The 25,686-nt window shown below is 49.0% G+C and carries 27 protein-coding genes; 25 read left to right on the top strand and 2 right to left on the bottom strand.

Going from position 1 to position 25,686, the window contains the following annotated elements; genetic code table 11:
* The first annotated feature begins 16 nt into the window (after positions 1 to 16).
* From FC34_RS02665 to recN, 9 genes are all read left to right on the top strand, one after another.
* Positions 17 to 448 (top strand): Asp23/Gls24 family envelope stress response protein, encoded by a 432-nt coding sequence (locus tag FC34_RS02665; protein WP_057893833.1) that lies wholly within the window; start codon positions 17 to 19, stop codon positions 446 to 448.
* On the top strand, positions 449 to 850 hold the full coding sequence (nusB, locus tag FC34_RS02660) for a transcription antitermination factor NusB (RefSeq protein WP_057893832.1): 402 nt from the start codon (positions 449 to 451) through the stop codon (positions 848 to 850).
* Between the two features lie 83 nt (positions 851 to 933).
* Positions 934 to 1,785, top strand: coding sequence for a bifunctional methylenetetrahydrofolate dehydrogenase/methenyltetrahydrofolate cyclohydrolase FolD (gene folD, locus FC34_RS02655; protein WP_057893831.1), 852 nt, complete (start codon positions 934 to 936; stop codon positions 1,783 to 1,785).
* Positions 1,778 to 3,124, top strand: a complete 1,347-nt coding sequence (gene xseA / locus FC34_RS02650) for an exodeoxyribonuclease VII large subunit (protein WP_057893830.1) — start codon at positions 1,778 to 1,780, stop codon at positions 3,122 to 3,124. Before folD ends, xseA begins: the two co-directional genes overlap by 8 nt.
* Entirely contained in the window at positions 3,117 to 3,338 is a 222-nt protein-coding gene (locus tag FC34_RS02645; RefSeq protein ID WP_057893829.1) for an exodeoxyribonuclease VII small subunit, read from the top strand. The genes xseA and FC34_RS02645 overlap by 8 nt, the downstream gene beginning before the upstream one ends.
* Positions 3,331 to 4,185, top strand: coding sequence for a polyprenyl synthetase family protein (locus FC34_RS02640; RefSeq protein ID WP_057894138.1), 855 nt, complete (start codon positions 3,331 to 3,333; stop codon positions 4,183 to 4,185). Before FC34_RS02645 ends, FC34_RS02640 begins: the two co-directional genes overlap by 8 nt.
* A gap of 8 nt (positions 4,186 to 4,193) precedes the next feature.
* Complete coding sequence (locus tag FC34_RS02635) at positions 4,194 to 5,012, top strand: TlyA family RNA methyltransferase (protein ID WP_057893828.1); 819 nt, start codon at positions 4,194 to 4,196, stop codon at positions 5,010 to 5,012.
* A gap of 77 nt (positions 5,013 to 5,089) precedes the next feature.
* Positions 5,090 to 5,542, top strand: coding sequence for an arginine repressor (locus FC34_RS02630; RefSeq protein ID WP_057893827.1), 453 nt, complete (start codon positions 5,090 to 5,092; stop codon positions 5,540 to 5,542).
* Positions 5,543 to 5,546: 4 nt separating this feature from the next.
* A complete protein-coding gene (gene recN, locus FC34_RS02625) occupies positions 5,547 to 7,244 on the top strand; it encodes a DNA repair protein RecN (protein WP_057893826.1) in 1,698 nt (565 codons plus the stop codon).
* A gap of 66 nt (positions 7,245 to 7,310) precedes the next feature.
* Here the strand turns inward: recN and FC34_RS02620 are convergent, their stop codons facing one another.
* The gene (locus FC34_RS02620; protein ID WP_057893825.1) at positions 7,311 to 7,610 is read right to left on the bottom strand and encodes a hypothetical protein; all 300 of its coding nucleotides are present in this window, start codon (positions 7,608 to 7,610) and stop codon (positions 7,311 to 7,313) included.
* Positions 7,611 to 7,797: 187 nt separating this feature from the next.
* On the opposite strand from FC34_RS02620, the gene gmk reads away from it, so the two are divergent.
* The 11 genes from gmk (at position 7,798) to FC34_RS02565 (ending at position 19,592) form a co-directional block, all read left to right on the top strand.
* Positions 7,798 to 8,421, top strand: a complete 624-nt coding sequence (gmk, locus tag FC34_RS02615) for a guanylate kinase (protein WP_057893824.1) — start codon at positions 7,798 to 7,800, stop codon at positions 8,419 to 8,421.
* A gap of 23 nt (positions 8,422 to 8,444) precedes the next feature.
* On the top strand, positions 8,445 to 8,687 hold the full coding sequence (gene rpoZ / locus FC34_RS02610) for a DNA-directed RNA polymerase subunit omega (protein WP_057893823.1): 243 nt from the start codon (positions 8,445 to 8,447) through the stop codon (positions 8,685 to 8,687).
* 96 nt (positions 8,688 to 8,783) lie between these two features.
* A complete protein-coding gene (coaBC, locus tag FC34_RS02605) occupies positions 8,784 to 9,965 on the top strand; it encodes a bifunctional phosphopantothenoylcysteine decarboxylase/phosphopantothenate--cysteine ligase CoaBC (RefSeq protein ID WP_057893822.1) in 1,182 nt (393 codons plus the stop codon).
* A gap of 15 nt (positions 9,966 to 9,980) precedes the next feature.
* Positions 9,981 to 12,383, top strand: a complete 2,403-nt coding sequence (priA, locus tag FC34_RS02600; RefSeq protein ID WP_057893821.1) for a primosomal protein N' — start codon at positions 9,981 to 9,983, stop codon at positions 12,381 to 12,383.
* A gap of 11 nt (positions 12,384 to 12,394) precedes the next feature.
* Positions 12,395 to 13,348, top strand: a complete 954-nt coding sequence (gene fmt, locus FC34_RS02595; RefSeq protein WP_057893820.1) for a methionyl-tRNA formyltransferase — start codon at positions 12,395 to 12,397, stop codon at positions 13,346 to 13,348.
* Positions 13,338 to 14,675 carry a 16S rRNA (cytosine(967)-C(5))-methyltransferase RsmB gene (gene rsmB, locus FC34_RS02590; protein ID WP_057893819.1) on the top strand — a complete coding sequence of 446 codons (1,338 nt, stop codon included), beginning with the start codon at positions 13,338 to 13,340 and terminating at the stop codon, positions 14,673 to 14,675. The genes fmt and rsmB overlap by 11 nt, the downstream gene beginning before the upstream one ends.
* An 11-nt stretch (positions 14,676 to 14,686) precedes the next feature.
* Complete coding sequence (locus FC34_RS02585) at positions 14,687 to 15,433, top strand: Stp1/IreP family PP2C-type Ser/Thr phosphatase (protein ID WP_057893818.1); 747 nt, start codon at positions 14,687 to 14,689, stop codon at positions 15,431 to 15,433.
* Positions 15,426 to 17,369, top strand: a complete 1,944-nt coding sequence (pknB, locus tag FC34_RS02580; protein WP_057893817.1) for a Stk1 family PASTA domain-containing Ser/Thr kinase — start codon at positions 15,426 to 15,428, stop codon at positions 17,367 to 17,369. The genes FC34_RS02585 and pknB overlap by 8 nt, the downstream gene beginning before the upstream one ends.
* Entirely contained in the window at positions 17,362 to 18,270 is a 909-nt protein-coding gene (gene rsgA, locus FC34_RS02575; RefSeq protein ID WP_420805031.1) for a ribosome small subunit-dependent GTPase A, read from the top strand. The genes pknB and rsgA overlap by 8 nt, the downstream gene beginning before the upstream one ends.
* A 10-nt stretch (positions 18,271 to 18,280) precedes the next feature.
* Positions 18,281 to 18,940, top strand: coding sequence for a ribulose-phosphate 3-epimerase (gene rpe / locus FC34_RS02570; protein WP_057893816.1), 660 nt, complete (start codon positions 18,281 to 18,283; stop codon positions 18,938 to 18,940).
* Positions 18,927 to 19,592 (top strand): thiamine diphosphokinase, encoded by a 666-nt coding sequence (locus FC34_RS02565; RefSeq protein WP_057893815.1) that lies wholly within the window; start codon positions 18,927 to 18,929, stop codon positions 19,590 to 19,592. The genes rpe and FC34_RS02565 overlap by 14 nt, the downstream gene beginning before the upstream one ends.
* Before the next feature lie 52 nt (positions 19,593 to 19,644).
* Here FC34_RS02565 and rpmB read toward each other — a convergent pair whose 3' ends face one another.
* Positions 19,645 to 19,830 carry a 50S ribosomal protein L28 gene (rpmB, locus tag FC34_RS02560; RefSeq protein WP_057893814.1) on the bottom strand — a complete coding sequence of 62 codons (186 nt, stop codon included), beginning with the start codon at positions 19,828 to 19,830 and terminating at the stop codon, positions 19,645 to 19,647.
* A 193-nt stretch (positions 19,831 to 20,023) separates the two neighbouring features.
* Here rpmB and FC34_RS02555 point away from each other — a divergent pair, with 193 nt between their 5' ends.
* The 5 genes from FC34_RS02555 to acpP all read left to right on the top strand — a co-directional run bounded on the left by FC34_RS02555 (position 20,024) and on the right by acpP (position 25,588).
* On the top strand, positions 20,024 to 20,386 hold the full coding sequence (locus tag FC34_RS02555) for an Asp23/Gls24 family envelope stress response protein (protein ID WP_057893813.1): 363 nt from the start codon (positions 20,024 to 20,026) through the stop codon (positions 20,384 to 20,386).
* Positions 20,387 to 20,439: 53 nt separating this feature from the next.
* Entirely contained in the window at positions 20,440 to 22,107 is a 1,668-nt protein-coding gene (locus tag FC34_RS02550; RefSeq protein ID WP_057893812.1) for a DAK2 domain-containing protein, read from the top strand.
* A gap of 99 nt (positions 22,108 to 22,206) precedes the next feature.
* Positions 22,207 to 24,246 (top strand): ATP-dependent DNA helicase RecG, encoded by a 2,040-nt coding sequence (recG, locus tag FC34_RS02545; RefSeq protein ID WP_057893811.1) that lies wholly within the window; start codon positions 22,207 to 22,209, stop codon positions 24,244 to 24,246.
* A 21-nt stretch (positions 24,247 to 24,267) separates the two neighbouring features.
* On the top strand, positions 24,268 to 25,287 hold the full coding sequence (gene plsX, locus FC34_RS02540) for a phosphate acyltransferase PlsX (protein ID WP_057893810.1): 1,020 nt from the start codon (positions 24,268 to 24,270) through the stop codon (positions 25,285 to 25,287).
* A gap of 58 nt (positions 25,288 to 25,345) precedes the next feature.
* The gene (gene acpP / locus FC34_RS02535; protein ID WP_057893809.1) at positions 25,346 to 25,588 is read left to right on the top strand and encodes an acyl carrier protein; all 243 of its coding nucleotides are present in this window, start codon (positions 25,346 to 25,348) and stop codon (positions 25,586 to 25,588) included.
* Positions 25,589 to 25,686: the final 98 nt, after the last annotated feature.

The raw sequence follows: 25,686 nt of genomic DNA, 5'->3' as shown, positions 1-25,686 counted from the left end.
GAAAGCAGGTAGGAGTATGGCTGAAGAAACAAACATTATCTTAGCAAACCGCGAAGACGCTCAAGGCACCATTGAAATCGTTCCTGAGGTTTTAGAAGTAATCTTAGGTATTGCTGCCGTGCAAGTTGATGGCGTTTATCAAATGCGCGGTTCACTAGCTGCATCGATTAACGAATGGTTTGGTCGCGCTAACCATGGTAAAGGTGTGAACCTGACTGTTGAAGCAGACCGCATTATTGCTGATGTGTATGTTTATTTAAACTACGGGGTTTCTGTGCCCAAGGTTGCTTTGGCGATGCAGACTTCCCTGCGCGAACAATTGATGTATATGACCGACTTAACATTGGCTGAAGTGAATGTTCATGTCGTCGGCGTTGTGCCTGAAAAGGCGGCCAAGATTGACCCAGAAGATCTGTTCAAAGATGACGAAACTGAGGATGAAGAATAAATGTTAGGTCGACACGAAACGCGCGAGGCAGCTTTTCAAGCGTTGTTTGCTTTAAACGCGAATCCTGAGGCGGATCGTGACGCCGTGTATACGGCGGTGCTCCCTGAAGATGAAACGCCGTCTCCATATTTACAGACGTTGGTTACTGGTGTATTGGATAACCAAACAGCGCTGGACTCAGAAATTACGAGTCGCCTGAAAGCCGGTTGGCAATTAAGCCGGTTGAGTAAGCCTGCGCTTATTGTCTTGCGGTTGGGCTTGTATGAAATTCAATATGAAACTGATTTGCCCGATCGCGTTGCGATTAACGAAGCAATCGAGTTAGCCAAGAAATATGATGATGACCAGGGCGCCAAGTTTGTTAATGGCATCCTGGCTCATTATGTAAAATCGGCTGATTAATAAAACAAGAGTTTGACTCTCTAGAGGCTGCGCGCAAAACATTTGTTTTGGCCAGCCTTTTTTGGAATAAGGAGTGGTGCAGAATGACAACCATTTTAGACGGCAAAAAAACTGCCGACGCGCTAATGGCAGACTTGAAAACGCAAGTGGACGCCCTTGCTGGCCAAGGCGTGGTGCCCGGCTTGGCTGTGGTGCTAGTGGGTGATGACCCTGCGAGTGCCATTTATGTGCGTAATAAAGAAAAACGAGCTCAGAGTTTGGGAATTAATTCGGTCATCTATCATTTGCCGTTTTCAACGAGTGAGCAGGAGCTACTGGATCAAGTGAATGCGCTCAATTTGGATCCCAGCATTGATGGCATCTTAGTTCAATTGCCTCTCCCTGACCAAATCAATGCGCAAGCGGTCATTCAAGCCATTGACCCCGACAAGGATGTTGACGGTTTTCATCCAATGAATATGGGCCGCCTTTGGACGAATCTGCCGGGTATTGTGGCCTCGACGCCCTATGGCATTATGCAATTATTGGCCGCCTATGGGATTGACGTCGCTGGTAAGTCGGTTGTCATTGTCGGCCGTTCCAATATCGTTGGCCGTCCGTTAGCGGGCTTGATGCTAAATGCTAATGCCACAGTGACCATTGCGCATAGTCAGACGCAAGATTTATTTGCCTTGACCAAAACCGCCGATATTTTGGTCGTGGCGATTGGGCAAGCTGAATTTATTCCAGCAGCGGCGGTGAAACCAGGTGCAGTTGTCATTGATGTCGGCATGGATCGGAATGCTGAGAACAAACTGGTTGGGGACGTTGACTTTGCCAACGTTGAACCGATTGCCAGTGCCATTACACCTGTTCCAGGTGGGGTTGGACCAATGACGATTGCCAGTCTCATGATCCAAACAGTCAATTTAGCAAAGAAGCGATTAAATGGTTGAAGCAAGCGAGTATCTGAGTGTCAGTGACCTCAGCCAATATCTTAAGCGAAAGTTTGATTTAGATCCGTATCTCGCCAAGGTCTATTTGACGGGCGAAGTTTCAAACTTCCGTCTTCGACCTGGTCACCAGTATTTCTCGTTAAAGGATGACCACGCAAAAATTAAAGCGGTCATGTTTAAGAGTGCCTTTGATAAGTTGAAATTTCGCCCTGAAGAGGGGATGAAGGTCCTGGTGGTTGGCCGTGTGACTATGTACGAGGCTTCTGGTGATTATCAAATTGTGATTGAGCACATGGAACCAGATGGCGTGGGGGCTTTGTACCAGGCTTATGAGCAACTGAAGCAGAAATTACAGCAACAAGGTTGGTTTGACCGACCTAAGCGACCGTTACCTCGATTCGCCAAACGTGTCGCTGTGGTGACAAGTCCCAGTGGGGCTGTCATTCAAGATATCATGACGACCGTTGCTCGCCGCTACCCGCTGACGCAAATTGTCTTGTATCCGGCGGTGGTTCAAGGTGATCAAGCCGCCGACAGCCTGGTGACCCAGCTACAGCGTATTCGAGCGCGAGCTGATTTTGATGCGGTCATTATTGGTCGTGGTGGGGGTTCGATTGAAGATCTCTGGCCATTTAATGAAGAACGCGTCGCCAAAGCGATGTTAGATCTGCCTATGCCAATTGTTTCGTCGGTTGGGCATGAAACCGACACCACTATTGCTGATTATGTCGCCGATGCGCGGGCAGCAACGCCAACAGCCGCCGCGGAATTAGTCACCCCGGTGACGCTGGTTGATACATTGAATTTTATCCAGCAGAGTCAAACCAGGATGAGTACGGCGATGACAAATCGCATTCGGGCGCAACAGGAGCGCTTAAATCGGATGACGAATAGCGTTGTTTTGACCCAACCGCAACGGCTTTACGAACAGTATGCGCAAAATGTCGATCAATTGCGGGTTAGGTTGGGGAATGCTATGCTGCAACAACTCAGTCAGCAACAACATCGAGTTGGGTTAGCCCAGCAGCGGCTGAGTCCAACACAACTCCGGCAGCAGGTGGTCCTACTCCGTCAGCAAGTCCAGACGGCTTCGGCCCGGTTGACACGCAGCATGCAAACCCAACTGGCGACGACTAAAAAGCAGGTACAGACAACGATTGAAGCATTGGACTATCTTAGCCCTTTGAAAATTCTCAGTCGTGGCTACACCTATGTCACAGATGAGTCAGATCACATGCTGAAGCGAGTGGCCGATTTGCACCCAAAGCAAACCGCCGTCATTCATTTAACGGATGGGACCGCAACAGTGACAGTAAAGGAGACTAAAACAGATGAGTGAACCAACTTTTGAAGAGAATTTAACCAAATTAGAAACGATTGTCACGAATTTGGAACAAGGAAATGTGCCACTTGAGGAAGCACTAGCCCAATTCAAAACTGGGATTACCTTGAGTAACCAGTTGAATCAGACCCTCAAGCAAGCCGAAGAAACGGTCACTAAGATGATGACCACAGACGACCAAGAAGTCGCCTTTGACCCAAACAATGACTAAGGCCGAGTCAGCACTTTTGCAAGCGTTGGATGCCTTTATGGCCCAGAAACTTGGCCAGATCGACAACAGCCATCTTCAAGCTGCCATGGCGTATTCGATTAATGCTGGCGGCAAGCGCGTGCGCCCGCTATTGTTACTCACTGTGGTCAGCCTTTTTAATGGTTCGGTGACGACCGCTTTACCGGCCGCTGCAGGTTTGGAATTTGTGCATACTTATTCGCTGATTCACGATGATCTACCGGCGATGGACAACGATGATTTACGCCGAGGTCAGCCAACCAGTCATAAACAGTTCGGTGAAGCTCAGGCAATTCTGGCGGGGGATGCCTTGTTAACGGACGCGTTTGGCATCATTGCGACAAGTGATATTGCGGCAGACCTGAGAATCCGGTTAGTGGCGCTGTTGGCACAGGCCGCGGGCAGCCATGGGATGGTGTCAGGGCAGGTGCGCGACTTGGATGGGGAACATGTCGTGCTAGATTTAGCCGGCTTGAAACGCCTCCACCAACAAAAGACTGGGGCCTTGTTGCTGGCAGCCATTCAAATGGGCGCCACGCTGGCTCAGGTCAGTGCCGCCGACTTTGAGGCGCTAAGTGCTTTTGGCCAGGCCTTTGGTTTAGGCTTTCAGATTCATGACGACATCCTTGATGTGACAGCCTCAACAGCAATGCTAGGCAAAACAGCCAATAAAGACGTCGCAGAAGCCAAAAATACCTTTGTTTCATTGCTGGGCCTGGAAGGTGCGCAAGCGGCGTTAGCGGAACAGGTGCGATTGGCGCAAACCGCTTTGGCCCGTTTGAGTGTCGATGCGACACCCCTGCAACAATTTTTAAATTATTTAAAGTGAGGGACAAGTTGAAAAAAGAACGAGTTGACGTTTTATTAGTAGAACAAGGCCTGTTTTTATCTCGAGAGCAGGCGAAGCGCGCAGTCATGGCTGGCGAAGTGTATGACCAAAACAATGAACGCTTGGACAAACCAGGTGTCAAAATTGCTGATGACAGCGTCTTGCACGTGAAGGGTAAGACAATGCCATATGTTAGTCGCGGTGGCCTTAAATTAGCGAAGGCCCTGGATAGTTTCGGGATTGATTTGACTGGCAAAACGGTGCTTGATATTGGGGCCTCCACAGGGGGGTTCACGGATGTGGCCTTACAGAATGGGGCCAAAATGAGTTATGCGCTGGACGTTGGTTACAATCAGTTGGCGTGGAAATTGCGTGCAGACCCGCGGGTTGAAGTGATGGAGCGCGTCAACTTCCGCTACAGTAAACCAGAAGATTTCACGTTGGGTCCAGTTGAATTTGCTATGACGGATGTGTCATTTATTTCGCTGAAATTGATTCTGCCGCCACTCAAGGCGATTCTCATTCCTGGTGGCGATGCGGTAGCCTTGATTAAACCCCAGTTTGAAGCTGGGCCGGAGAATGTTGGGAAAAAGGGGATTGTTCGAGATCCAGCTGTCCATCGTCAGGTCTTGCAGATGATTGTTGATTTCAGCTTGGCGCACGGTTACGACGTTTTGGGACTGGACTTCAGCCCGATTAAGGGGGGCGAGGGTAACATCGAATTCCTCATTCATCTTCGTAACGGCGGCGAAACTGGTATTCTGGACGAAAATGTTAGCGTTGAAGGCGTCATGCAGGCAGCCTATGCGGAACTCAATGCCCGATAGCCTTGAATAATTATGCGTTTTAGTGGCATATTTATAAGTGGTACGATATGCTAGGCGCAACGAAAGGGTGATCAGACATGCACAAAGGACAACGACAAGCACAAATTCGACGACTCATCACTGAAACGGTGATTGAGCGGCAGGAAGACTTCGTTTCAGCCTTGGCCGCTGAGGGCGTTCCTGTCACTCAAGCTACGATTTCTCGTGATATCAAAGAAATGCAACTTGTTAAAGTGCCAACAACTGCTGGTCACTATCGCTATAGTTTGCCCCCAGAGACGCAATTACCACCATTAGCTAAATTGCAGCGGACATTTGCCAGTGCTTATCTGGCCGGTGACCGCCAAAATGAAATGCTCGCCTTACGCTTTCAGCCAGGGACTGCACCAGCAATTGGAGATTTAATTGATCAGCTCGCTGATCCTCGGATTTTTACGACGGTGAGTAATGATGCCAAAATTCTGATTGTTTGCAAGACGCCTGCTGATGCGCAGGCTTTATTTGCGGAGTTTGAGCAGATTTCGAGGTGAAAACATGCTTCAAGAATTGGTAATTCATGATTTTGCGATTATTGAGTCGCTCTCGTTGAGTTTTGATGCCGGCATGACCGCGCTAACTGGGGAGACCGGTGCTGGTAAGTCAATTATTATTGATGCGGTTGGATTGCTGGCGGGCGGTCGGGGGTCTACAGATTTCATCCGGACTGGTGCCGCTAAGGCAAGCCTTGAGGGTTTATTTGATGCGACGACTAATCCCCGCACGAATGAGCAGTTAGCTGCGTTTGGCCTTGATACGGACGATGAAACGGTTCTGCTCCAACGGGATCTTTATCCTAACGGTCGCAACGTCTGTCGGGTGAATGGCCGGCTGGTCAATACCTCGACGTTGCGAGCTATCGGTGAAACCTTAGTCGATATTCACGGTCAAAATGAGCATCAACAGCTAATGCATCCTGAAACGCACCTTGGCTTGTTAGATCAATTCGCGGATGGCGCTGTTCATCAGCAATTGACAACTTACCAAGCCGCGTATACTGCCTATCAACAAGCGAAAAAAACGCTTCAAACTAAACAAGCCAACGAGCAAGAATGGGCGCAACGCTTGGATATGCTGCAGTTTCAAGTGGGCGAGATTGATGCCGCCGATTTGCAGGCCGATGAAGATGTGACCTTAACCCAAGAACGCGACCAATTGGCTAACTTTCAACGAGTCAGTGACGCCCTGCAAACGAGTTATGAACTGCTCGACAGCGAAGACTTTAGTCCGATTGACGCGATTGGCAATGCGATGGAGTCGATACAGGGTATTGCCCAATTTAATCCAGATTATGCCGCCATCGCGACCGCCTTGCAGAGTGCTTATTATGGGTTGCAGGAAGCCCAGGGTGATTTGTCTCGGCAAATGGACCAACTGGCGTGGGATCCCGAACGACTAGACGTGATTGAGAAACGTTTGGACTTGATCACCCAACTGAAACGAAAGTATGGCGATCAGGTGAGTGATATTATCGCTTATGGCGCCAAGGCTCATGCTGAATTAGCCCAAATGCAGGCAAATGAAGCAGGGGAGGGTGATCTTGAAACACAGGTCAATCAATTGCGGCAAGATTTACTCACCGTGGGCCAACAACTGTCGCAGGCTCGCCACAAGGCTGCCCTTGCGCTCCAAAACGCCGTTCACGATCAGTTGAAGTCGTTGTACATGGAGAAAACAGTCTTTGAAGTCCATTTCGAACAAAAACAAGTGATTCGACCTGATGGGTTAGACACCCTTGAGTTTTATATTCAAGCCAATCCTGGTGAGGCCGCCAAACCGTTAGCGAAGGTTGCTTCAGGCGGTGAATTGTCACGCTTGATGTTAGCGTTAAAAACTATTTTTGCGCAGACTGATGGTGTGACTAGCATCATTTTTGACGAAGTGGATACAGGGGTCTCTGGCCGAGTTGCCCAGGCAATTGCGAACAAAATTAGTCTAATTGCCCAGCATTCGCAGGTGCTCTGTATTACGCACCTCCCCCAAGTGGCGGCCATGAGCGACCACGAATATCTGATTCAAAAGCAAGTCCATTCCGGCCGCACGACCACAAGCGTTGACAAGCTGTCTGCTAAAGCGCGAGTGGATGAAATTGCGCGCATGTTAGCGGGCAGTGAAGTTACCACCCTGACGCGCGAACATGCTGAGGAATTACTGGCAATGGCAGCTAAAACGCGTCAAAGTTTGGCAGCACAATGAACCCTAAAAAAATAGATCCTGTGCTGACAGTGGTGTCAGAACACAGGATCTATTTTTTTAGGGCAATTAAACGCGTTGGATAGCTGTCACTTGGGCGAGATCGATGATGGCAGTAACATTACTTTGGAATTCTGCCAGAAGAAAGCGACCATCGCGTAGACGGCGAACTAGATGACCAGCGATGGGTTGCTCTTGGTTGGCCATAAACATGGCGATTCGATAGTGCCGCTCGAAGGCTTGGTCAACAAAGAGCTCGCGCTGAGCCAATGGCATGACGGCTTGGGGTTCATTGAGATCAAAGAAGTCCCGATAAGTTTGACGAATGGCTTGACTGACAGAAGATAGGTTGCGGGCTTTGTTTTCCATAATTAATTTGCCTCCGAACGTTTGTTTGTATCTTCATTATACGAACAGACGTTCCCAAAAGCAAGCACTATTTGCAGCAAAAAAATGGGCCCTGGCCGAATCAAGGCGTTAAGCTCAGGAAAGGCTTGAAATTAGGCTTAAAAAAGTGCAAAATGGTCATTAAACCAAAAACGAAAGAGGTAAGAACATGCCCGAACGGGGAATGCTAATTGTCTTATCAGGTCCCAGCGGGGTCGGTAAAGGAACTGTGCGCCAAGCGATGTTGGCCGATGATTTTCGTGATTTTCAATACTCAGTCTCAATGACAACGCGGCAAATGCGGCCTGGCGAAGTCGATGGGCAGGACTATTACTTCCGGACCAAGACTGAATTTGAGTCGGAAATTGCTAACGGTGGCATGCTGGAGTACGCGAAGTATGTTGACAATTATTACGGCACGCCGCTCAAATACGTGAATCAAACTCTGGATGAAGGCCGCGATGTGCTGCTTGAAATCGAAGTCAAGGGTGCGATGCAAGTTCGTGAGAAGTGTCCTGATGGGGTGTTCATTTTCTTAACCCCTCCTGATTTGGCTGAACTCAAGCAACGCCTGACTAATCGTGGCACTGATGATGCGGCGACGATTGATAAGCGGATTAAGACGGCCAGTGAAGAGATTGCCATGATGGAAAACTATGATTATGCTGTCGTAAATGATAAAGTAAGTTTAGCAGTTGATCGGATTGAAAAGATTATCGAAAGCGAACATTTACGCGTTCCGCGCGTGATTGATCGCTATAAAGGCATGCTGAAGCACGCCGACCAGGTTTAAGACCATAAAGGAGACCATTATCCATGATTACATATCCTTCTATTGATAAGTTGTTAGACAACGTTCCTTCCCGTTATTCCTTGGCTGTTCTGGCAGCGAAGCGGGCTCATGAAATCGAATCTGGCGCGATTAAAATGTTAGGTGATTACAAGTCACCTAAGACTGTCGGTCAGGCATTGGAAGAAATTGCTGAGGGCGATGTTATCATCGACCCAACGTCGAAGATGCTTGAACGTGACGCCGAGAAACTTGATCATCAAGATTAAATTATACGCAACGGGCATTAGTGGTGGCTATCCATCATTAATGCCCGTTGTTTTTCTGTTATAATGGTCAACATAAACGGTAAAGGACGCGATGAGATGGGACGACATATCACTTTATTTGTGACGGGTGGCATAGCTGCCTATAAGGTGCCACTGCTGGCGCGATTATTTATTAAGCAGGGCGACACGGTGCGAGTGGCCATGACAGCCGCGGCCGAACAATTCGTTACGGCAGACACCTTGGCGATTTTGACGAAAGCAACTGTCTTAACTGACGCCAACAGCTTTGAACATCCTGAACACGTCGCTCATGTTGAATTGGCCCGCTGGACGGATATCGCGATTGTGGTCCCCGCCTCGGCCAACACGATTGCCAAGTTAGCCATGGGTCTGGCGGACAATGTGGTGACAACCACTTTGTTGGCTACGACTGCGCCTAAGATGATTGTGCCAGCGATGAATGATCATATGTGGGCCAACCCGCAGACGCAGGCAAATCTTGCCCATTTGATTGACCAAGGGGTCCAGGTTTTGTCTCCAGCGACTGGCTTTTTGGCAGAAGGCTATGCAGCCCCTGGACGGATGCCTGAACCTGAGATTATTCAGCTGTGGGTCAATGCGCAGGCTGACCTGACTGGCCTGACAGGCAAACGAGTGCTTGTTTCCGCCGGTGGCACGCGCGAACGGCTCGATCCAGTGCGTTATCTCACCAATGATTCGTCCGGTAAGATGGGCGCAGCTGTAGCCAATGTTGCTGCTGCCGCTGGCGCTGAAGTGACTTTGGTCACCACTAAAGCCGTGCCAGTTTTGCCAAATGTGCAAGTTGTTTCAGTCGAATCGGCACAGGAATTGGCGCAAGCCATGTTAGCGCAGCCTGCTGACATCGTGGTGATGGCTGCCGCTGTGGCAGATTTCCGCCCCGTGACGACTGCCACCAATAAAATTAAGAAAACCGCTGACAATGATGAGTTTCATTTGGATTTAGTCAAGAATCCCGATATTCTGTCTGCCTTAGGTCATCAGAAACGCCCTGGCCAAAAAGTGATTGGTTTTGCGGCTGAAACAACCGATTTAATTCACAACGCCAGTGTGAAATTAGCCGAAAAAGGTGCGGACATGATTGTGGCGAATCAGGTTGGGGTACCAGATTCAGGCTTTAATGTCGATGTCAATCAGGTCACGTTACTTCGACCTGAGCAGCCGCCTCTGCCGTTACCGAAAAACGATAAATTGACGATTGCAAAACAGATTTTGGAGATCATCTTACAAGATAACTAAGAGAGGAGTGGGCATTTGGCAGCCATTGCAAAAGTGATTGTGGATGTGCCAACCATGCAAACCGACCAGCCGTATGACTATTTGATTCCAGCCGACCTAGCGGCTGTCGTTAAACCGGGCATGCGAGTTGTCGTGAACTTTGGTAAGGGCAAGCGTGAAGTGACTGGCATGGTCGTAGACTTAGCTGAAGAACCCGAGTTTGCGGGCGAGGTGAAGCCAATTGTCTCTGTGATTGATCTTGCTCCGGTCCTGACGCCGGAAATGTTGGCATTGTCGAGTTGGCTTGCCACTTCAACTTTTGCCTTCCGGATTACCAGTATTCAAACAATGTTGCCCGCCATGATGAAGGCCAATATGGAAAAGCTCGCCATTCCTGTCGCTCACTCTGAAGCAGTTCAGGCAATGTTTGGTCAACAACCGGCATTAAATATTGCCGACATCACCGATATCGTGCAACTGAAACAACTCATGGCGCTCGAACAGGCCGGTGAGGTTGAGACAGTGTACCGGGTCGCTAAGAAAGGGCACGCGAAACATGTCATAGTAATTGACTCCCTGGTGACCGAAGCCAATCATGATGAATTCTTGGCTTCAGTTCGCAAAGGTGCCACCAAACAAATTGCCCTGCTCGATGCTTTGTTGGCCTTCTCCAACTCTCAGAAACGCCCCACGACAACAGAGGTTGCGGCTGAATTCTCCCGTGCTCAACTCAACCAGGCCAAAGCGAAGGGGTGGCTTAAGTTAACCGAACAAGAGGTTTATCGCAATCCTTACCCAGAACAATTTCCGGCGACCCAGCCTAAGACATTGACTGCGGACCAAAGTCAGGTGGTTGATCAAGTGGTGGCGGCGGTCTCAGCTAATCGCGCTGAAACCTTCTTATTGGAAGGGGTCACTGGCTCAGGTAAAACCGAGGTCTATCTGCAAACAATGGCGGCTGCGTTGCAAGCGGGTAAAACCGCCCTGATGTTAGTGCCAGAAATTGCCTTGACCCCTCAAATGGTTAATCGAGTCAAGGGCCGGTTTGGCTCACAGGTAGCGGTCTTACATTCAGGCTTATCCGACGGTGAAAAATACGATGAATGGCGGCGAATCGCGCGCCATGAGGTCCAAGTGGTCGTTGGGGCGCGCTCGGCTGCCTTTGCGCCGTTAGACAATATTGGTGTCATCATTATGGACGAGGAACATGAAACCAGTTATAAGCAAGAAGATAATCCTCGCTATCATGCTCGCGATGTCTTAGCCTGGCGCTCGCGGTTTCACCACGCTCCGCTGGTCTTAGGGAGTGCTACCCCGGCTTTGGAATCGCGGGCTCGAGCCCAAAAAGGGGTCTATACATTACTGAACTTGCCGAATCGGATTAATCAGCGCCCCATGCCTAAAGTGGCAATCGTTGACATGCGAGCAATTGGGGCCGAACTTCAAGGCGATTTTTCCCCGGCGCTGCTGCAAGCTTTGCAAACACGGCTCGACCGCCACGAGCAGAGCGTGTTGCTATTGAACCGCCGGGGCTTCTCCTCATTTGTCATGTGTCGTGATTGTGGCTTCGTCAAGAAGTGCCCCAACTGTGACATTTCACTGACTTTGCACATGGATACCCATCGGCTCAAGTGTCATTACTGTGGGCACGAAGAAGCTATTCCAACCACTTGTCCCAATTGTGGGAGCCGCCAAATTCGCTACTACGGCACCGGGACGCAAAAAGTTGAAACCACGCTGAAGACGTTATTGCCTGAGGCTCGAATTCTGCGGATGGATGTCGATACAACGAAGAAAAAAGGGGCTCATGCAAAGCTGCTGAAACAATTTGGGCAGCATGAAGCCGATATTCTTTTAGGGACGCAAATGATTGCCAAAGGCTTGGACTTCCCGGATGTGACTCTAGTTGGGGTGATTAATGCAGACACCGCGTTGGGATTACCAGATTTTCGGGCCAGTGAGCATACCTTTCAGTTGCTCACTCAGGTCAGTGGTCGCGCCGGGCGGGCAGATAAGCCAGGCGAAGTGATTATCCAAAGCTTTAATCCGGAGCATTATGCCATTCAATTTGCTCAGCATCATGATTACGAAGGGTTCTACCAACAAGAAATGTTTTTGCGGCATCAAGGTGACTATCCACCGTACTATTACACGGTCAAAGCGACCATTAGTCACGAAGACGAGAATGAAGCGGCTAAAGCAGCCTTCAGTTTGGCGAAGTCGTTGAAAAGCGCCCTGGGGGATGACACCATCATGCTTGGTCCCACGCCGGGCTCAATCGCTCGATTGAAGAATCGGTACTACTATCAAATCGTTTTGAAATACAAACAACCCGATCATTTGGTGACAGTTTTGAACACGCTGCGTGACCAAGTTCAAACCAGCAGCCGCCAAGGATTTCAAATTAGTTTTGATCGGGAACCTCAATCATTCATATAGGAGACTTGCTAATGACATCAGTAATTTTTCTAGGCACACCAGCGTTTGGTGTTCCTATCTTGGAAGGACTTATCGAAGCCCACTATGATATTCTGGCCGTCTTAACCCAACCCGATCGCAAAGTTGGCCGTAAACAGGTGTTGGAAATGACACCCGTGAAAGAGGCCGCTTTAGCGCATGATCTTTTGGTCTTGCAACCTGAAAAACTCAGCGGCAGTGAAGAAATGGATCAAGCAATTGCCTTGAATCCGGATTTCATTGTTACCGCAGCGTACGGGCAATTCTTGCCGCAACGTTTCTTGGACGCGGCTAAGATTGCCCCAGTGAATGTTCATGGGTCATTGTTGCCGAAATATCGTGGTGGCGCTCCGATTCAATACAGTATCATTAACGGTGATGCTGAAACGGGTGTGACCATTATGGAAATGGTTAAAGCGATGGATGCTGGTGGCATGTATGCGCAAGCGACTTTGCCGTTGACTGCGACTGACGACACCGGAACTGTTTTTGATAAGCTCAGTGTGATTGGCCGGGATCTTCTCTTAGCGACTTTGCCAAAGATTATGGGTGGAACAGCCACTAAGACGCCACAAGATCCTGATTTGGTCACTTTTTCACCGAATATCACCAAAGAGCAAGAACGACTCGACTTTACCTTAGTGGCTAAAGCGGTTGACCAGTGGGTCCGCGCCCTCCGGCCAGCGGTCGGTGGCTACGTCTGGTTTAATGGTCAGCGGCTGAAACTTTGGCAAACGACGCCGTTAAGCGAAACGACTACTCTCAAACCTGGCCAAGTCGTCTTAGTCGACAAAAAGCACTTGTATCTGGCGGCCGGGGCAGGCACCGTGTTGGCGATTGATGAAGTCCAACCCGCCGGCAAAGCGAAACAACCGATTGCTGCCTTCTTAAACGGCGCCGGCCATGGGCTGGCAGTTGGGGATCAGGTGATTACAGATGAAGCCTGATAATCCTCGAAATCTGGCGGTTACTGTTCTCAGTAAAGTTGTCAATCAAGGCAGTTATTCCAATCTAACCTTGGACGCAACGATTCGTGAGCATAATTTGAGTGATCGCGATCGGAATTTATTGACGACAATTGTATATGGCGTGATTCAGCGCCAATTGACGCTCGATTTCTTTTTGCAACCTTTTGTTGGCGATAAGAAGTTACAGCCATGGGTGAAAGTGTTACTGCGGACGGCAGTGTTTCAAATGGTTTACCTGGATAAAGTCCCGAATCGGGCGATTTTCTTTGATACAACCGAGATTGCCAGGCAGCGTGGGCACGTGGGTGTGGGCAAATTAGTCACTGGCGTATTGCGGGCAATTGAACGCCAAGGACTTCCCAGTTTTGATCAAATTGAAGCCCCATTGACTCGGTTGAGCATTGAAAGTAGCACACCTGAATGGTTGGTTGAGACTTTAGTGGCCCAACTCGGCCAGGCTAAGACTGAACAGATTCTCGATGTGATTAATCAGCCTGCCCATGCGTCAATTCGAGTGAATACAACCAAAACAACTCGACCGGCATTACAGCATGAATTAGTCGATCAAATTCCTGATATTGCTGATAGCGTGCTGACACCTGTCGGTTTAATTGCCCCTGGTGGCCACCTGGCCGGGACGGACGAATTTGCGGCTGGTGACTACACCATGCAAGATGAAAGTTCCATGCTAGTTGCACCGAGTCTGCAAGTACAACCAGGTGACCAAGTGCTCGATGCTTGTGCTGCTCCAGGTGGGAAAACGACCCATTTGGCGCAATACTTAGAACCAGAAGCCGGCGGTCATGTCACGGCCCTTGACTTGCATCCCCACAAAGTTAATTTGATTATGCAAAATGCGCAGCGTTTGGGCTTAGCTGATCGGATTAGTGCCCAGGCTTTGGATGCCCGTAAGGTGGCTGAGACCTTCGAGGCTGAGAGCTTTGATAAGATTCTCGTTGACGCCCCGTGTTCAGGCTTGGGCTTGATTCGACGGAAACCAGAAATTAAGTACGAGAAGCAATTCCAAGACACGCTGAATTTACAGACAATTCAATTGGCGATCTTAGATAGTGTGGCGCCAACTCTCAAGGTCGGTGGCCTGTTGACTTATAGCACCTGTACCATGGTCACCCAGGAGAACCAAGATGTGGTGGCAGGATTTTTAGCGCAGCATCCTGATTTTGAACAGGTGAGTGTCCACACAGACTCGCCACTCAAGACGCATGGTGCCCCCGCCTTACAAATTTTTCCAGACGATTATGGGACCGATGGCTTCTTCATCGCGACCTTGCGTAAAAAGCACTAGGAGGACCAGTGATGGAATTTGCTTACCGGACCGATGTCGGGCGCAAACGGTTAAATAATCAAGATTACGTCGGCGTGTTTTCTAACCAAGCCGGGGCTAAGTTAGCCCTAGTGGCTGACGGGATGGGAGGCCATCGCGGCGGTGACGTGGCGAGTGAAATGGCCGTCTCACATGTCGGGTTTGACTTTGAGAAGACGACCACGACAGACATTGAAGCGATCGTGAAATGGCTAATTTTTGAGTTACAGCAAGAAAATGAGCGCATCTTAGAAAAGGCTCAGCAATACCGAGATTTATTGGGGATGGGGACGACGATTGTCGCGACCATCATCAGTGGCACGCGGTTTTTGGTGGCTAATATTGGCGATTCGCGCGCCTATTTATATCGCGGGCAACGCCTGATGCAAATCACCGAAGATCACAGTTTGGTGAATGAGTTGGTTAAACGCGGTGAATTGACGCCAGAAGAAGCGGCGCGATTCCCTCAGAAAAACGTCATTACCCGCTCGCTGGGTGTGAACAATGATGTTGACGCCGATGTGACCATTTACGACATGGAACCAGACGATTATTTGCTGTTGTGTTCAGATGGCTTAACCAATATGGTTAGTGATCCTCAGATTGCGGGTGTTTTACGCGAAGACATGTCTTTAGGCGCTAAAGCCCAAGAACTCATTCTGATGGCTAACGCTGCCGGCGGGACAGATAATATTACTGCTTTACTCATTCATCAGGAAGGGAGGTTAGGTGATGATTGAGCCAGGAATTACACTCAACGGCCGTTACCGCCTAATCAAGACACTTGGTGAAGGGGGAATGGCCAATGTCTATTTGGCCCATGATTTAATTTTAGATCGCGATGTAGCGGTCAAAGTGTTGCGGTTGGATTTGCAAAATGATCCGGACACAGTCCGTCGTTTTCAACGCGAGGCCATGGCCACCATTCAACTCAATCACCCCAATATTGTCAGCATTTATGATGTCGGTGAAAGCCACGGCCAGCAATATTTAGTCATGGAATACGTTGAAGGAACCGACCTCAAGAAATACATCGTAGAGCATTTCCCAATTCCGTATCAGCAAGTGGTCGACATGATGACTCAGATTCTGTCGGCGGTACAACTCGCGCACGATCATCACTTGATTCATCGGGATTTGAAACCTCAAAATGTGCTGGTTGATGCTAATGGCAATGCGATGATTACCGACTTTGGGATTGCGATTGCTTTGGCGGATAATGCCATGACGCAAACAAACTCAATGTTAGGATCGGTTCATTACCTTTCACCAGAGCAAGCACGTGGGAGTATGCCGACGCGTCAAAGTGACATCTACGCGTTAGGCATCATCTTGTATGAAATGTTGACGGGATCAGTCCCATTTGAAGGTGACTCAGCCGTCTCAATCGCGTTGAAACATTTTCAGACTCCGATGCCGTCCGTCAGAGCTTTTGATCCGCGGATTCCCCAGGCCCTGGAAAATGTGGTCCTCAAGGCAACGGCTAAGAATCCAGCTGACCGATATTCAAGCGCTGATGCCATGGCCTCTGACCTGTCGACAGCCCTCAGCGCTCGACGGGCGAGTGAACCAGTATTTAAACCGGGGCCAGCGGCCAATTTGGATGAGACTAAAATTCTCCCTAAGGTGGCGCCTGACTTACTTGAAGAACCGGCGACTGATCAACCGACTGAGCCTACCCCGGCACCAAACAAGAAAAAGCGCCGCCGTTGGCCTTGGATTACAGCCATCATTGTCGCCTTACTGGTCTTGACTGGTTTGGGCGCAGCCTACGCCAGCGGGAATCGCGATATTCCCGTTCCTGATATCACAGGTCTGACCGTGAGTCAGGCCAAAGGTGTCTTGCAGGCCCGCAAGTTGGAGCTGGGCCAATCGACTGAGAAATATTCAGATTCAGTCGCCAAGAACCACATTATTTCCAGTGATCCTAGCAGCAATACAAGTGTCAAAAGTGGTAGCCAAGTTGACATTGTTCTGAGTCGCGGTCCTCGGATGTATACTTTAAAGGATTACACGGGGCTCGAATACGCGGATGTTAAGCAGGATTTGACTGATCGTAATTTCACTGTTAAACGCAGTGGCAAGACCAGTACCAAGCCGGCAGGCACAATCCTCGACCAAGATATTGATGCTGGTCGGGCTGTTGATCCCAAAACCACGACTATCACCTTTACCGTCTCCACCGGACCACGACAATTTAAATTGCGAGATCTGTCAGGCTACAATCAGAAAAGTGTCGAAGGTTATGCCGAAGAAATGGGGCTGCAGTTGAATTTACGTCAGGCCTTCTCAAATTCTGTGCCTAAGGACACGGTAATCAGTCAAGACCCAGGCAGCGGCGCCAGCATGACCAAAGGTGACGTGTTAACGGTTGTGATGTCCAAAGGGCAAGACGGTGCGTCGAGTTCAAGTAGTAGCACCAGCGAATTTGATAAAGAAGTGACGATACCTTATGCTGCCCCAGATGCATCAACAAGTGGTAGTGTTGGGAATAAGGTTGTGATTTATTTGTCTGACAGCAAACATTCTATGTCGTCACCATATAAACAAATGACCATTACAAGCGATGAGACCGTCACCTTGCACTTTATTTTGAACCCCGGACAAGCGGGAAGTTATAAGATTTTGCGAGATGGCCAAGAAATCGCAGCAGAGGACAATGTGACTGATGACTAAAGAAGAAACGATGCAGGGTCGGATTATCCGACTTATTAGTGGCTACTATGATATTGAACATGATGGCACCGTTTATCGAACGCGGGGCCGAGGCAATTTGCGGCAACAAAAAATTACGCCCTTAGTGGGAGATTTTGCCGAATTCATTCCCGGTTATGACGATGATGAAGGCTATTTGCTGAAAGTATTGCCTCAAAAGAATGCCTTGGTGCGGCCTCCGGTGGCTAATATTGATCAAGCCATTCTGGTGGTTGCAGCCGCGGAACCTGATTTTTCACTGAACCTATTAGATCGCTTTTTGGTGTACTTGGAAGGAAAGCAGATTCATGCAGAAATCTATCTCACCAAAACAGATTTAATCGACGCGCAGAAATTCGCCCATATCAATCAGGCTTTAGAAGGCTACCGAGCGATGGGCTATGACGTTTTTAGTCATCAACCGGCCTTTGATGCAGCCGTTTTGGATCAAGTGCGGGCTAATTTCGCCGATCGCTTGACGATTTTCACCGGCCAAACCGGGGCCGGTAAGTCGACGTTGATTAATCATTTGGCACCAGGCTTAGCATTGGCTACTGGTGAAATTAGTAAAAGTTTGAACCGGGGGAAACATACCACGCGGACCACGGAGCTCTTCCAAGTGGACGGGGGCTTAGTGGCTGACACCCCAGGGTTCTCTTCTTTGGGCCTACTCGACGTCGATTTGGAGACCTTAAGAGATCGATTTATTGATTTTGCCGCGATTGCTAATCAATGTAAGTTCCGCAGTTGCCAGCACGTGGCCGAACCCGGCTGTGCGGTTAAGGCTGGTGTTGAGGCGGGCACGATTATGAAAAGTCGGTATGATAATTACTTACAATTTCGGGATGAACTGGCTGGTAAACGACCAGTCTATAAGAAATAGGGGGATTATGATGAAAATTGCACCTTCAATTCTGAGCGCAGATTTTGCCAATTTGGCTCGTGACATTCAAACTGTCGAAGCCGGTGGCGCTGACTTGTTACATGTTGATGTTATGGATGGTCATTTTGTGCCGAACTTAACCTTTGGACCAAGCATGGTCGCGGCTATCCGGCCGGTGACGAGTTTGCCTTTGGATGTGCACATGATGGTCGACGACCCAGAGCAATGGATTCCTCAATTTGCGCAGGCAGGTGCTGACACCTTACTGGTGCACGTGGAGGCAACCCCACACATTCATCGTGCCATGCAACTTATCCACCAAAACGGCGTTAAGGCTGGCGTGGTGGTCAATCCTGGCACACCACTGACGATGATTGAACCCATCTTGAGTCTGGTCGACCAGGTGCTCATCATGACGGTTAATCCCGGCTTTGGTGGCCAAGCTTTCTTGCCCGATATGGCGGATAAAGTGGCCCAACTCGCTGCCATGCGTAGTGAAGCCGATTTGGACTTTGCGATTGAAGTCGATGGCGGGATTACAGATCAAACCCTTCCAATCGTTTTTGATGCCGGTGCAGATATCTTTGTGGCGGGCTCTTATATCTATAATGCCGATGATCCGGCCGCCCAAATTGATACCTTAAAGGCGATTGAGCATGACAAACTTTAACCTACTAGTTGGTGGGCCTAATAGCAGTCTGCCTGAGCAGTTACCCAGCAATTATCCGTGGATTGGTGCAGATCGGGGGGCTTTCCACCTAGTTCAGCAGCACCTCCCATTGGCTTTTGCCGTGGGGGACTTTGATTCCTTAACGGCCGCTGAGCGTCACCAAGTTGAAGCGGCCGTTAGTGACATCCACTATTCAATTCCCGAAAAAGACGACACCGACACGGAATTAGCCTTGCAACTGGCCTTTGACCAGTACGGCGCCGATGCAGTCACGATTTATGGCGCGACGGGTGGGCGCCTTGACCATTTGCTGTCCAACTTATTTGTCCCATTACAGAGCAGATTTTTGGCTAATGTTGAGAATATTCACTTTGTGGACCGTCAGAATCGGGTCGATTATTATCGCCCGGGTCAGCATCAATTAAGAGCGCAGAATGATTATCGCTATTTGGGCATTGTGCCGATGATGGCAGTGGCCCACCTGACAATCAGTGGGGCGAAATATCCATTAACCGATTGGTCTAATCAAGCGCCATATAGCTTCGCCTCAAACGAATTTGTCGGTCAGCAGCCGGCGACCATTCAGTTTGAGCGCGGCATCGTGGCGGTTATCTATTCACGGGATCTACGCGGCCAGCAAACCGACAATTGAACACAAAAAAAGCGCTCACCGTAAAGGGTGGGCGCTTTTTTTAGTCTCAGGATTAAACCCGAGTCACTTTACCTGATTTAAGAGCACGTGCGGAAACCCATACGCGCTTTGGCTTGCCATCAACTAAAATGCGAACTTTTTGCAAATTTGGCTTCCAGCTCCGACGACTTGAGTTCAAGGCGTGGGAACGCTTGTTACCAAATACTGTATGACGTCCGGTAATAACATCTTTTGCCATGATATGACCTCCTTGCTTGTTCAAGGTTGCCCTCGAATTTCTCACTCAAATAACTTATCATAGGCCAGCGGCGAATGCAAGATTTTTTGCAAAGGAAAATTACTTGACAGCTACTGATTTTACCCGTCAAATCTTTCAAAAGGTCACCCCCTATGCTAAACTTACGTGTAAGCAAAGTTAGGAGGGTATCACTTTGGCAGTAAAAATTAAGACCAAGCTCGGCACGATTGATATTGCAAATAACGTGATTGCCACAATCGTTGGTGGCGCGGCTACCGATATCTATGGGATTGTCGGCATGGCCAGCAAGAACCAAATTCGAGATAACTTAAATGACATTTTAAATCGAGAAAACTACGCTCGCGGTGTGGTCGTGCGTCAAGAAGACGCCGGCGTCAACGTTGAGGTGAATATTATTGTCGGCTATGGCACCAAGATTTCTGAAGTGTGCCGGAATGTTCAAGACAAGGTCAAGTACAATCTAGAAACGATGTTGGGCGTAACGGCCAATACTGTCACCGTGATTGTTCAAGGCGTTAAAGTCTTAGGTGATTAGGTTTTCGCCAAAAAGGGCAGCCTTTTTTGACGTCTAACAAGGAGGATTTTTTTGTGGAAGTAACTGAAATTAATGCGGGCAAATTCCAAGACATGATTCGGGTTGCTGCTCACCGCATTAACAAAAACGCTGAATTCGTGAATTCATTAAATGTCTTTCCAGTTCCCGATGGGGATACCGGAACGAATATGAATCTCACCTTTCAAAGTGGTGCTAAAGCAGTGCTTGAAAATGACGCCGATCACGTGGGTGAACTGGCGAAAGGTCTTGGTAAAGGCTTATTGATGGGCGCCCGCGGGAATTCTGGGGTGATTAGTTCCCAATTATTCCGTGGATTTGCCAAGTTTGTGGAACCAAAGCAGACCCTCACCGCTCAAGATTTAGCGGATGCGTTCGCTGCTGGAGTTGAGACGGCTTATAAGGCGGTCATGAAGCCTGTTGAAGGCACGATTTTGACGGTTGCTCGTGAAGGGGCAAAGGCTGGCTTGAAGGCCGCCACTGACACCGATGACGCTATCGTTGTGATGAGCGCCGTCGTTAAGGGTGCTAAACGGGCCTTAGCCAAGACGCCAGATCTATTGCCCGTCTTGAAAGAAGTCGGCGTGGTCGATTCTGGTGGTCAAGGGCTTGTCTTCATCTATGAAGGTTTCCGAGAAGGCCTTTCTGGTGAGAATATCAGCGACGCTTATGTGCCTGATGAAGCAGAGATGAACGAAATGGTCAACGCGACTCACCGGCAAGGGGCCCAATCACAATTGAATCCTGAAGACATTGTGTATGGCTACTGTACCGAAATGATGGTGGCCTTGGGTCAAGGGGATGGCAAGAAGCCTTTCGATTATGAAACCTTCCGGCACTACCTTGATGACCTGGGTGATTCCACGTTGGTTGTGGCAGATGATGAAGTCGTTAAAGTCCACGTCCATACTGAACATCCAGGCACAGTTTTCCGTTATGGGCAACAATTCGGGAATTTGATGAAGATTAAAGTCGACAATATGCGACTGCAACATGAAAGCATCATTGAACGCGATGAAGAAGCGGCCGACTTGCCTGTTGAACAAGCAGAAATCGGCGTCGTTTCCATCGCGGCCGGAGATGGTTTAGCTGAACTCTTTAAGAGCCTTGGGGTGACCTATGTCTTAAACGGTGGCCAAACCATGAACCCAAGTACCAATGACATTTTGGATGCCGTTAAGCGGGCTAACGCAAAGAACGTTTTAGTTTTACCAAATAACAGTAATATTTTCATGGCGGCTGATGCGGCGGCTAAGGCTGCTGATGTGAATGTGGAAGTGGTTCGTAGTCGGACAATTTCTCAAGGATTGACAGCCCTACTGGGTTACAATCCGGATGCTGATTTAGCTGAGAACCAAGCTGAAATGTCTGAAGCCATGCAAAATGTTGTCAGCGGTTCAGTCACGCAGGCAATTCGGGATACGACCTTAGACGGCCTAGAAATTCACGATGGCGATTGGATGGGGATTATTGATGGCGATATCAAGATTACCAATCCTGATCGACAGGCGGCGGCGATTGCGATGATTCAAGCCATGCTCTCCGACGATAGCGAGATTATTACCCTCATCATCGGCGAAGACGGTTCTGAAGACGAGGCCAATGCGATTGCTGATGCCATCACCGCAGACAATGACGACTTAGAAGTTGAAATCCATCATGGGGATCAACCAGTTTATCCATACTTGGTCTCTGTGGAATAGTGACTTTAGCACGATAATAAGTTTCGGATAGGAGAGGGGTTGTAATCTGGCAGAGGCTAGATTACAACCCCCTTCGTCCGATTGCGAAGGGAGGGTTAACTGGTGTTGACAGATGCAGTCACAACATTATCGGGTGTGGGCGAGAAGCGCGCTGAAGGCCTGGCCGAATTGGGCATTACGACCATTTACGATTTATTGTATTATTTCCCATTCCGCTACGATGACTTGAAGGTTAAGGCGATTGACGAGATTGCCGACCAAGAGAAAGTGACCCTGAAAGGGGTAGTAGTGGCTGCACCGATTGTCACCCGGTTTGGCCCTCGGAAAACCCGCTTGAATGTCAAGATTCAGATTGAGCACACGGTTGTGTTGGTGACTTTCTTCAATCAGCCGTGGTTGCAAGATAAGTTCGAGATGGGTGACGAAGCCGCAGTTTATGGCAAGTGGGATGCATTACGTCACACACTGACAGGCATGAAAGTCTTAGCGACTCAAAATAGTGAACATCCATCATTTACGGGCATTTATCCGGTCAATAAGCATGTGCGCCAGTCTTGGCTAGTTGAGCTGGTGAAGCAAGCGTATGACCGCGACGGCCAGAATTTACCTGAGATGATTCCCGATGATATTCGGGCTAAGTATAAGTTGTTGCCAGAACAGGCAATTGTGGCGGGGATGCACTTCCCCCAAACTCCTGAACAAGCCTCGGCAGCGAGACGGAGTGCTGTTTTCCGGGAATTCTTCTTGTTCCAGTTGCAACTGCAGGCCCTTCGCCAGCAAACCGACGCTACGAGTAATGGGCTAATGATTCCTTATGATAATCAAGCTTTGAAAGCCTTAATTGCGACATTACCGTTTGAATTAACTCGCGCACAAAAGAAAGTCGTTAATGAAATCTGTGCTGACATGAAGGCACCAACCCATATGAATCGCTTACTCCAAGGCGATGTTGGGAGTGGGAAAACCATCGTCGCTGCGATTGTCATGTACGCGGCAGTCACAGCCAGGTATCAGGCCGCATTGATGGTGCCAACGGAAGTGTTAGCCGAACAACACTATGCTAAACTGACCGCTTTGTTTCAGGGATTTCCTGTCAACATTGCGCTACTGACGGGGTCAACTTCTACTAAAGATCGGCGCAGTATTCTGACTGGCCTTGAAAGTGGTGAGATTGATTTCATCATTGGGACTCATGCCTTAATCCAAAAGGCCGTCAATTACCACAGTCTTGGTTTAGTGGTTATTGATGAGCAGCATCGGTTTGGGGTCAACCAGCGCAAAATTTTACAAGAAAAAGGTTTAAAGCCCGACTTACTTTCCATGACAGCAACACCAATTCCCCGCACGCTGGCTATTACGGCGTATGGCGAAATGGATGTGTCCATTATTGATGAACTGCCCGCTGGCCGCCAGCCGATTACGACGACCTGGATTCGTAAGAATCAGTTTCGGCAGGCCTTGGATACAATCAAGACTCAGCTCGGATTGGGGGGCCAAGCATTTGCCATCACCCCCTTGATTGCCGAGTCAGAAAAGGTTGATCTTCAAAATGCGGAGCAGCTTTTTGCCGATTTGCAGGGGGAACTTGGTCCACAAGTTTCAGTCGCCCTGTTGCATGGTCAAATGAAGGCGGAAGAAAAAGATACAATTATGCGTGCTTTTAGTGATGGCGAGATTCAAGTACTTGTTTCAACTACCGTTGTCGAAGTTGGGGTGGACGTACCTAATGCCACTGTGATGTTAATCATGGATGCGGATCGGTTTGGCCTCGCTCAGCTTCACCAATTGCGCGGTCGTGTTGGGCGAGGGCATCAGGCGGCTTATTGTATCTTGGTGGCTGATCCGAAAAATGAGCAAGGGGTCGAACGGATGACCATCATGACTGAAACCAATGATGGCTTCGTGCTGGCAGAGAAAGATTTGGAGCTGCGAGGTTCAGGTGAAATCTTTGGTGATCGCCAGTCAGGATTGCCTAGCTTTAAACTCGGTGATCCAGTGGGCGATTTCAATAGCTTGGCGGTGGCCCAGCAAGTGGCGAGCCAAATCTTTGCGCAGGACCCGACTTTAGCGCAACCTGAACACAAGATGATTCAGCGCTATCTCAATTCGATACGACAAAAAAATGGCAGCTTGGATTAAGCGCCAGTTGGAGGCAGAACAATGAAATTGGCAGTAGATGCAATGGGTGGCGACAATGCGCCAGACGTGGTGATTGCTGGGGTAGAACGGGCACGGAATGAGTTGCCTGACTTAGAAGTGACACTTTTCGGGGATGAAACCAAAATTAAGCCCTTGATTAAGGATGCAAGTCGACTGACGATCGTGCACACTACGGAAAAGATTGAGAGTGACGATGAACCAGTTCGCGCGGTGCGCCGTAAAAAACAAGCGTCCATGATTCTGGCGGCCCAAGCCGTTAAAGATGGTCAGGCTGATGCAGTTTTCTCACTGGGGTCAACAGGGGCCTTGTTAGCCGCAGGGCTTTTCATTGTTGGACGGATTCGTGGGATTGATCGGCCTGGCTTGATGCCAACGATGCCAAGCACGACGAATGACACTGGTTTTGTGATGTTAGATGTTGGCGCGAATGCGGATAATCGGGCTTACCAACTGTTGCAGTATGCCATCATGGGCAATTTTTATGCTAAAGATGTGCGGGGCGTGACTAATCCGCGGATTGCACTCTTGAACAACGGTAGTGAAGCGAACAAAGGCGACGCTATGCACCAAGAGGCCTATCAATTACTCAGCGAGAATGCCGACTTGAACTTTATCGGGAATATCGAGTCAGACCAATTACTCCTGGGTAAGGCCGATGTCGTTGTGACTGACGGGTTCACCGGGAATGCCGCCCTTAAGTCAATCGAAGGGACTGCTCGGACCATTTTGCACTTGGTCAAGGATGCCATCACTGATGGTGGGGTTAAAGGCAAATTAGGTGGCCTATTCTTGCAAGGCAGCTTACGCAGTTTAGCCAGCAAGTTTGATGTCAGCTCATACGGTGGCGCGGTGTTGTTAGGGTTAAAGGCCCCAGTAATCAAAGCCCACGGCGGTGCTGATGCTGACGCGGTTTATTATACTGTGAAGCAGATTGAAGCTATGGTTAAAGCCCAGACAATTCCTCAAGTGGTTAGTTACTTTGAAAGTCATGATATTCAGCCGAAAAAGGCCGAAGAATGATTGCCTTTTGGACGGCCAACCGGTATGCTATAAGGCGTGATTAACAAGGAGGAAAACGATGAGCGAGCAAGAAATTTTTGATCAGATTTCTCGTTTGATTCAGGATCATTTTCAAATCAGTGCGGACAAGATTACCCCTGGTTTGAATTTCAAGACCGATTTAGATGCAGATTCAATTGATATTGTTGAATTTGTTCTTGAACTCGAAGATACGTTCGGTGCTGAAATTCCTGATGAGGATGCAGAGAAGATCATTACAATGCAAGATGCAGTTAACTATATCCACGACCACGCCAAGTAAGGTGTCAGTCACATTGAATTGACTGAGTCGTTAAAATAAACAACAAATAAAAGAAGTCTACTTTCGCTGCTAGTCGAAAGTAGACTTCTTTTTTCTCA

Origin of the sequence: Lacticaseibacillus brantae DSM 23927 (assembly GCF_001436115.1) — a bacterium.
In the GTDB taxonomy this organism is placed as follows: domain Bacteria; phylum Bacillota; class Bacilli; order Lactobacillales; family Lactobacillaceae; genus Lacticaseibacillus; species Lacticaseibacillus brantae.
This window is presented reverse-complemented; position numbering and strand designations above follow the sequence as displayed.

What these genes read in the sequence shown, in the direction of transcription:
- rpmB (WP_057893814.1), bottom strand. Translation starts at nt 19,830, where the DNA reads ATGGCAAAAGATGTTATTACCGGACGTCATACAGTATTTGGTAACAAG.
- xseA (WP_057893830.1), top strand. Translation starts at nt 1,778, where the DNA reads ATGGTTGAAGCAAGCGAGTATCTGAGTGTCAGTGACCTCAGCCAATAT.
- FC34_RS02630 (WP_057893827.1), top strand. Translation starts at nt 5,090, where the DNA reads ATGCACAAAGGACAACGACAAGCACAAATTCGACGACTCATCACTGAA.
- acpP (WP_057893809.1), top strand. Translation starts at nt 25,346, where the DNA reads ATGAGCGAGCAAGAAATTTTTGATCAGATTTCTCGTTTGATTCAGGAT.
- FC34_RS02565 (WP_057893815.1), top strand. Translation starts at nt 18,927, where the DNA reads ATGACAAACTTTAACCTACTAGTTGGTGGGCCTAATAGCAGTCTGCCT.
- coaBC (WP_057893822.1), top strand. Translation starts at nt 8,784, where the DNA reads ATGGGACGACATATCACTTTATTTGTGACGGGTGGCATAGCTGCCTAT.
- folD (WP_057893831.1), top strand. Translation starts at nt 934, where the DNA reads ATGACAACCATTTTAGACGGCAAAAAAACTGCCGACGCGCTAATGGCA.
- FC34_RS02645 (WP_057893829.1), top strand. Translation starts at nt 3,117, where the DNA reads ATGAGTGAACCAACTTTTGAAGAGAATTTAACCAAATTAGAAACGATT.
- rpoZ (WP_057893823.1), top strand. Translation starts at nt 8,445, where the DNA reads ATGATTACATATCCTTCTATTGATAAGTTGTTAGACAACGTTCCTTCC.
- rsgA (WP_420805031.1), top strand. Translation starts at nt 17,362, where the DNA reads ATGACTAAAGAAGAAACGATGCAGGGTCGGATTATCCGACTTATTAGT.
- pknB (WP_057893817.1), top strand. Translation starts at nt 15,426, where the DNA reads ATGATTGAGCCAGGAATTACACTCAACGGCCGTTACCGCCTAATCAAG.
- fmt (WP_057893820.1), top strand. Translation starts at nt 12,395, where the DNA reads ATGACATCAGTAATTTTTCTAGGCACACCAGCGTTTGGTGTTCCTATC.
- FC34_RS02585 (WP_057893818.1), top strand. Translation starts at nt 14,687, where the DNA reads ATGGAATTTGCTTACCGGACCGATGTCGGGCGCAAACGGTTAAATAAT.
- FC34_RS02620 (WP_057893825.1), bottom strand. Translation starts at nt 7,610, where the DNA reads ATGGAAAACAAAGCCCGCAACCTATCTTCTGTCAGTCAAGCCATTCGT.
- gmk (WP_057893824.1), top strand. Translation starts at nt 7,798, where the DNA reads ATGCCCGAACGGGGAATGCTAATTGTCTTATCAGGTCCCAGCGGGGTC.
- rsmB (WP_057893819.1), top strand. Translation starts at nt 13,338, where the DNA reads ATGAAGCCTGATAATCCTCGAAATCTGGCGGTTACTGTTCTCAGTAAA.
- plsX (WP_057893810.1), top strand. Translation starts at nt 24,268, where the DNA reads ATGAAATTGGCAGTAGATGCAATGGGTGGCGACAATGCGCCAGACGTG.
- rpe (WP_057893816.1), top strand. Translation starts at nt 18,281, where the DNA reads ATGAAAATTGCACCTTCAATTCTGAGCGCAGATTTTGCCAATTTGGCT.
- nusB (WP_057893832.1), top strand. Translation starts at nt 449, where the DNA reads ATGTTAGGTCGACACGAAACGCGCGAGGCAGCTTTTCAAGCGTTGTTT.
- FC34_RS02665 (WP_057893833.1), top strand. Translation starts at nt 17, where the DNA reads ATGGCTGAAGAAACAAACATTATCTTAGCAAACCGCGAAGACGCTCAA.
- recN (WP_057893826.1), top strand. Translation starts at nt 5,547, where the DNA reads ATGCTTCAAGAATTGGTAATTCATGATTTTGCGATTATTGAGTCGCTC.
- FC34_RS02640 (WP_057894138.1), top strand. Translation starts at nt 3,331, where the DNA reads ATGACTAAGGCCGAGTCAGCACTTTTGCAAGCGTTGGATGCCTTTATG.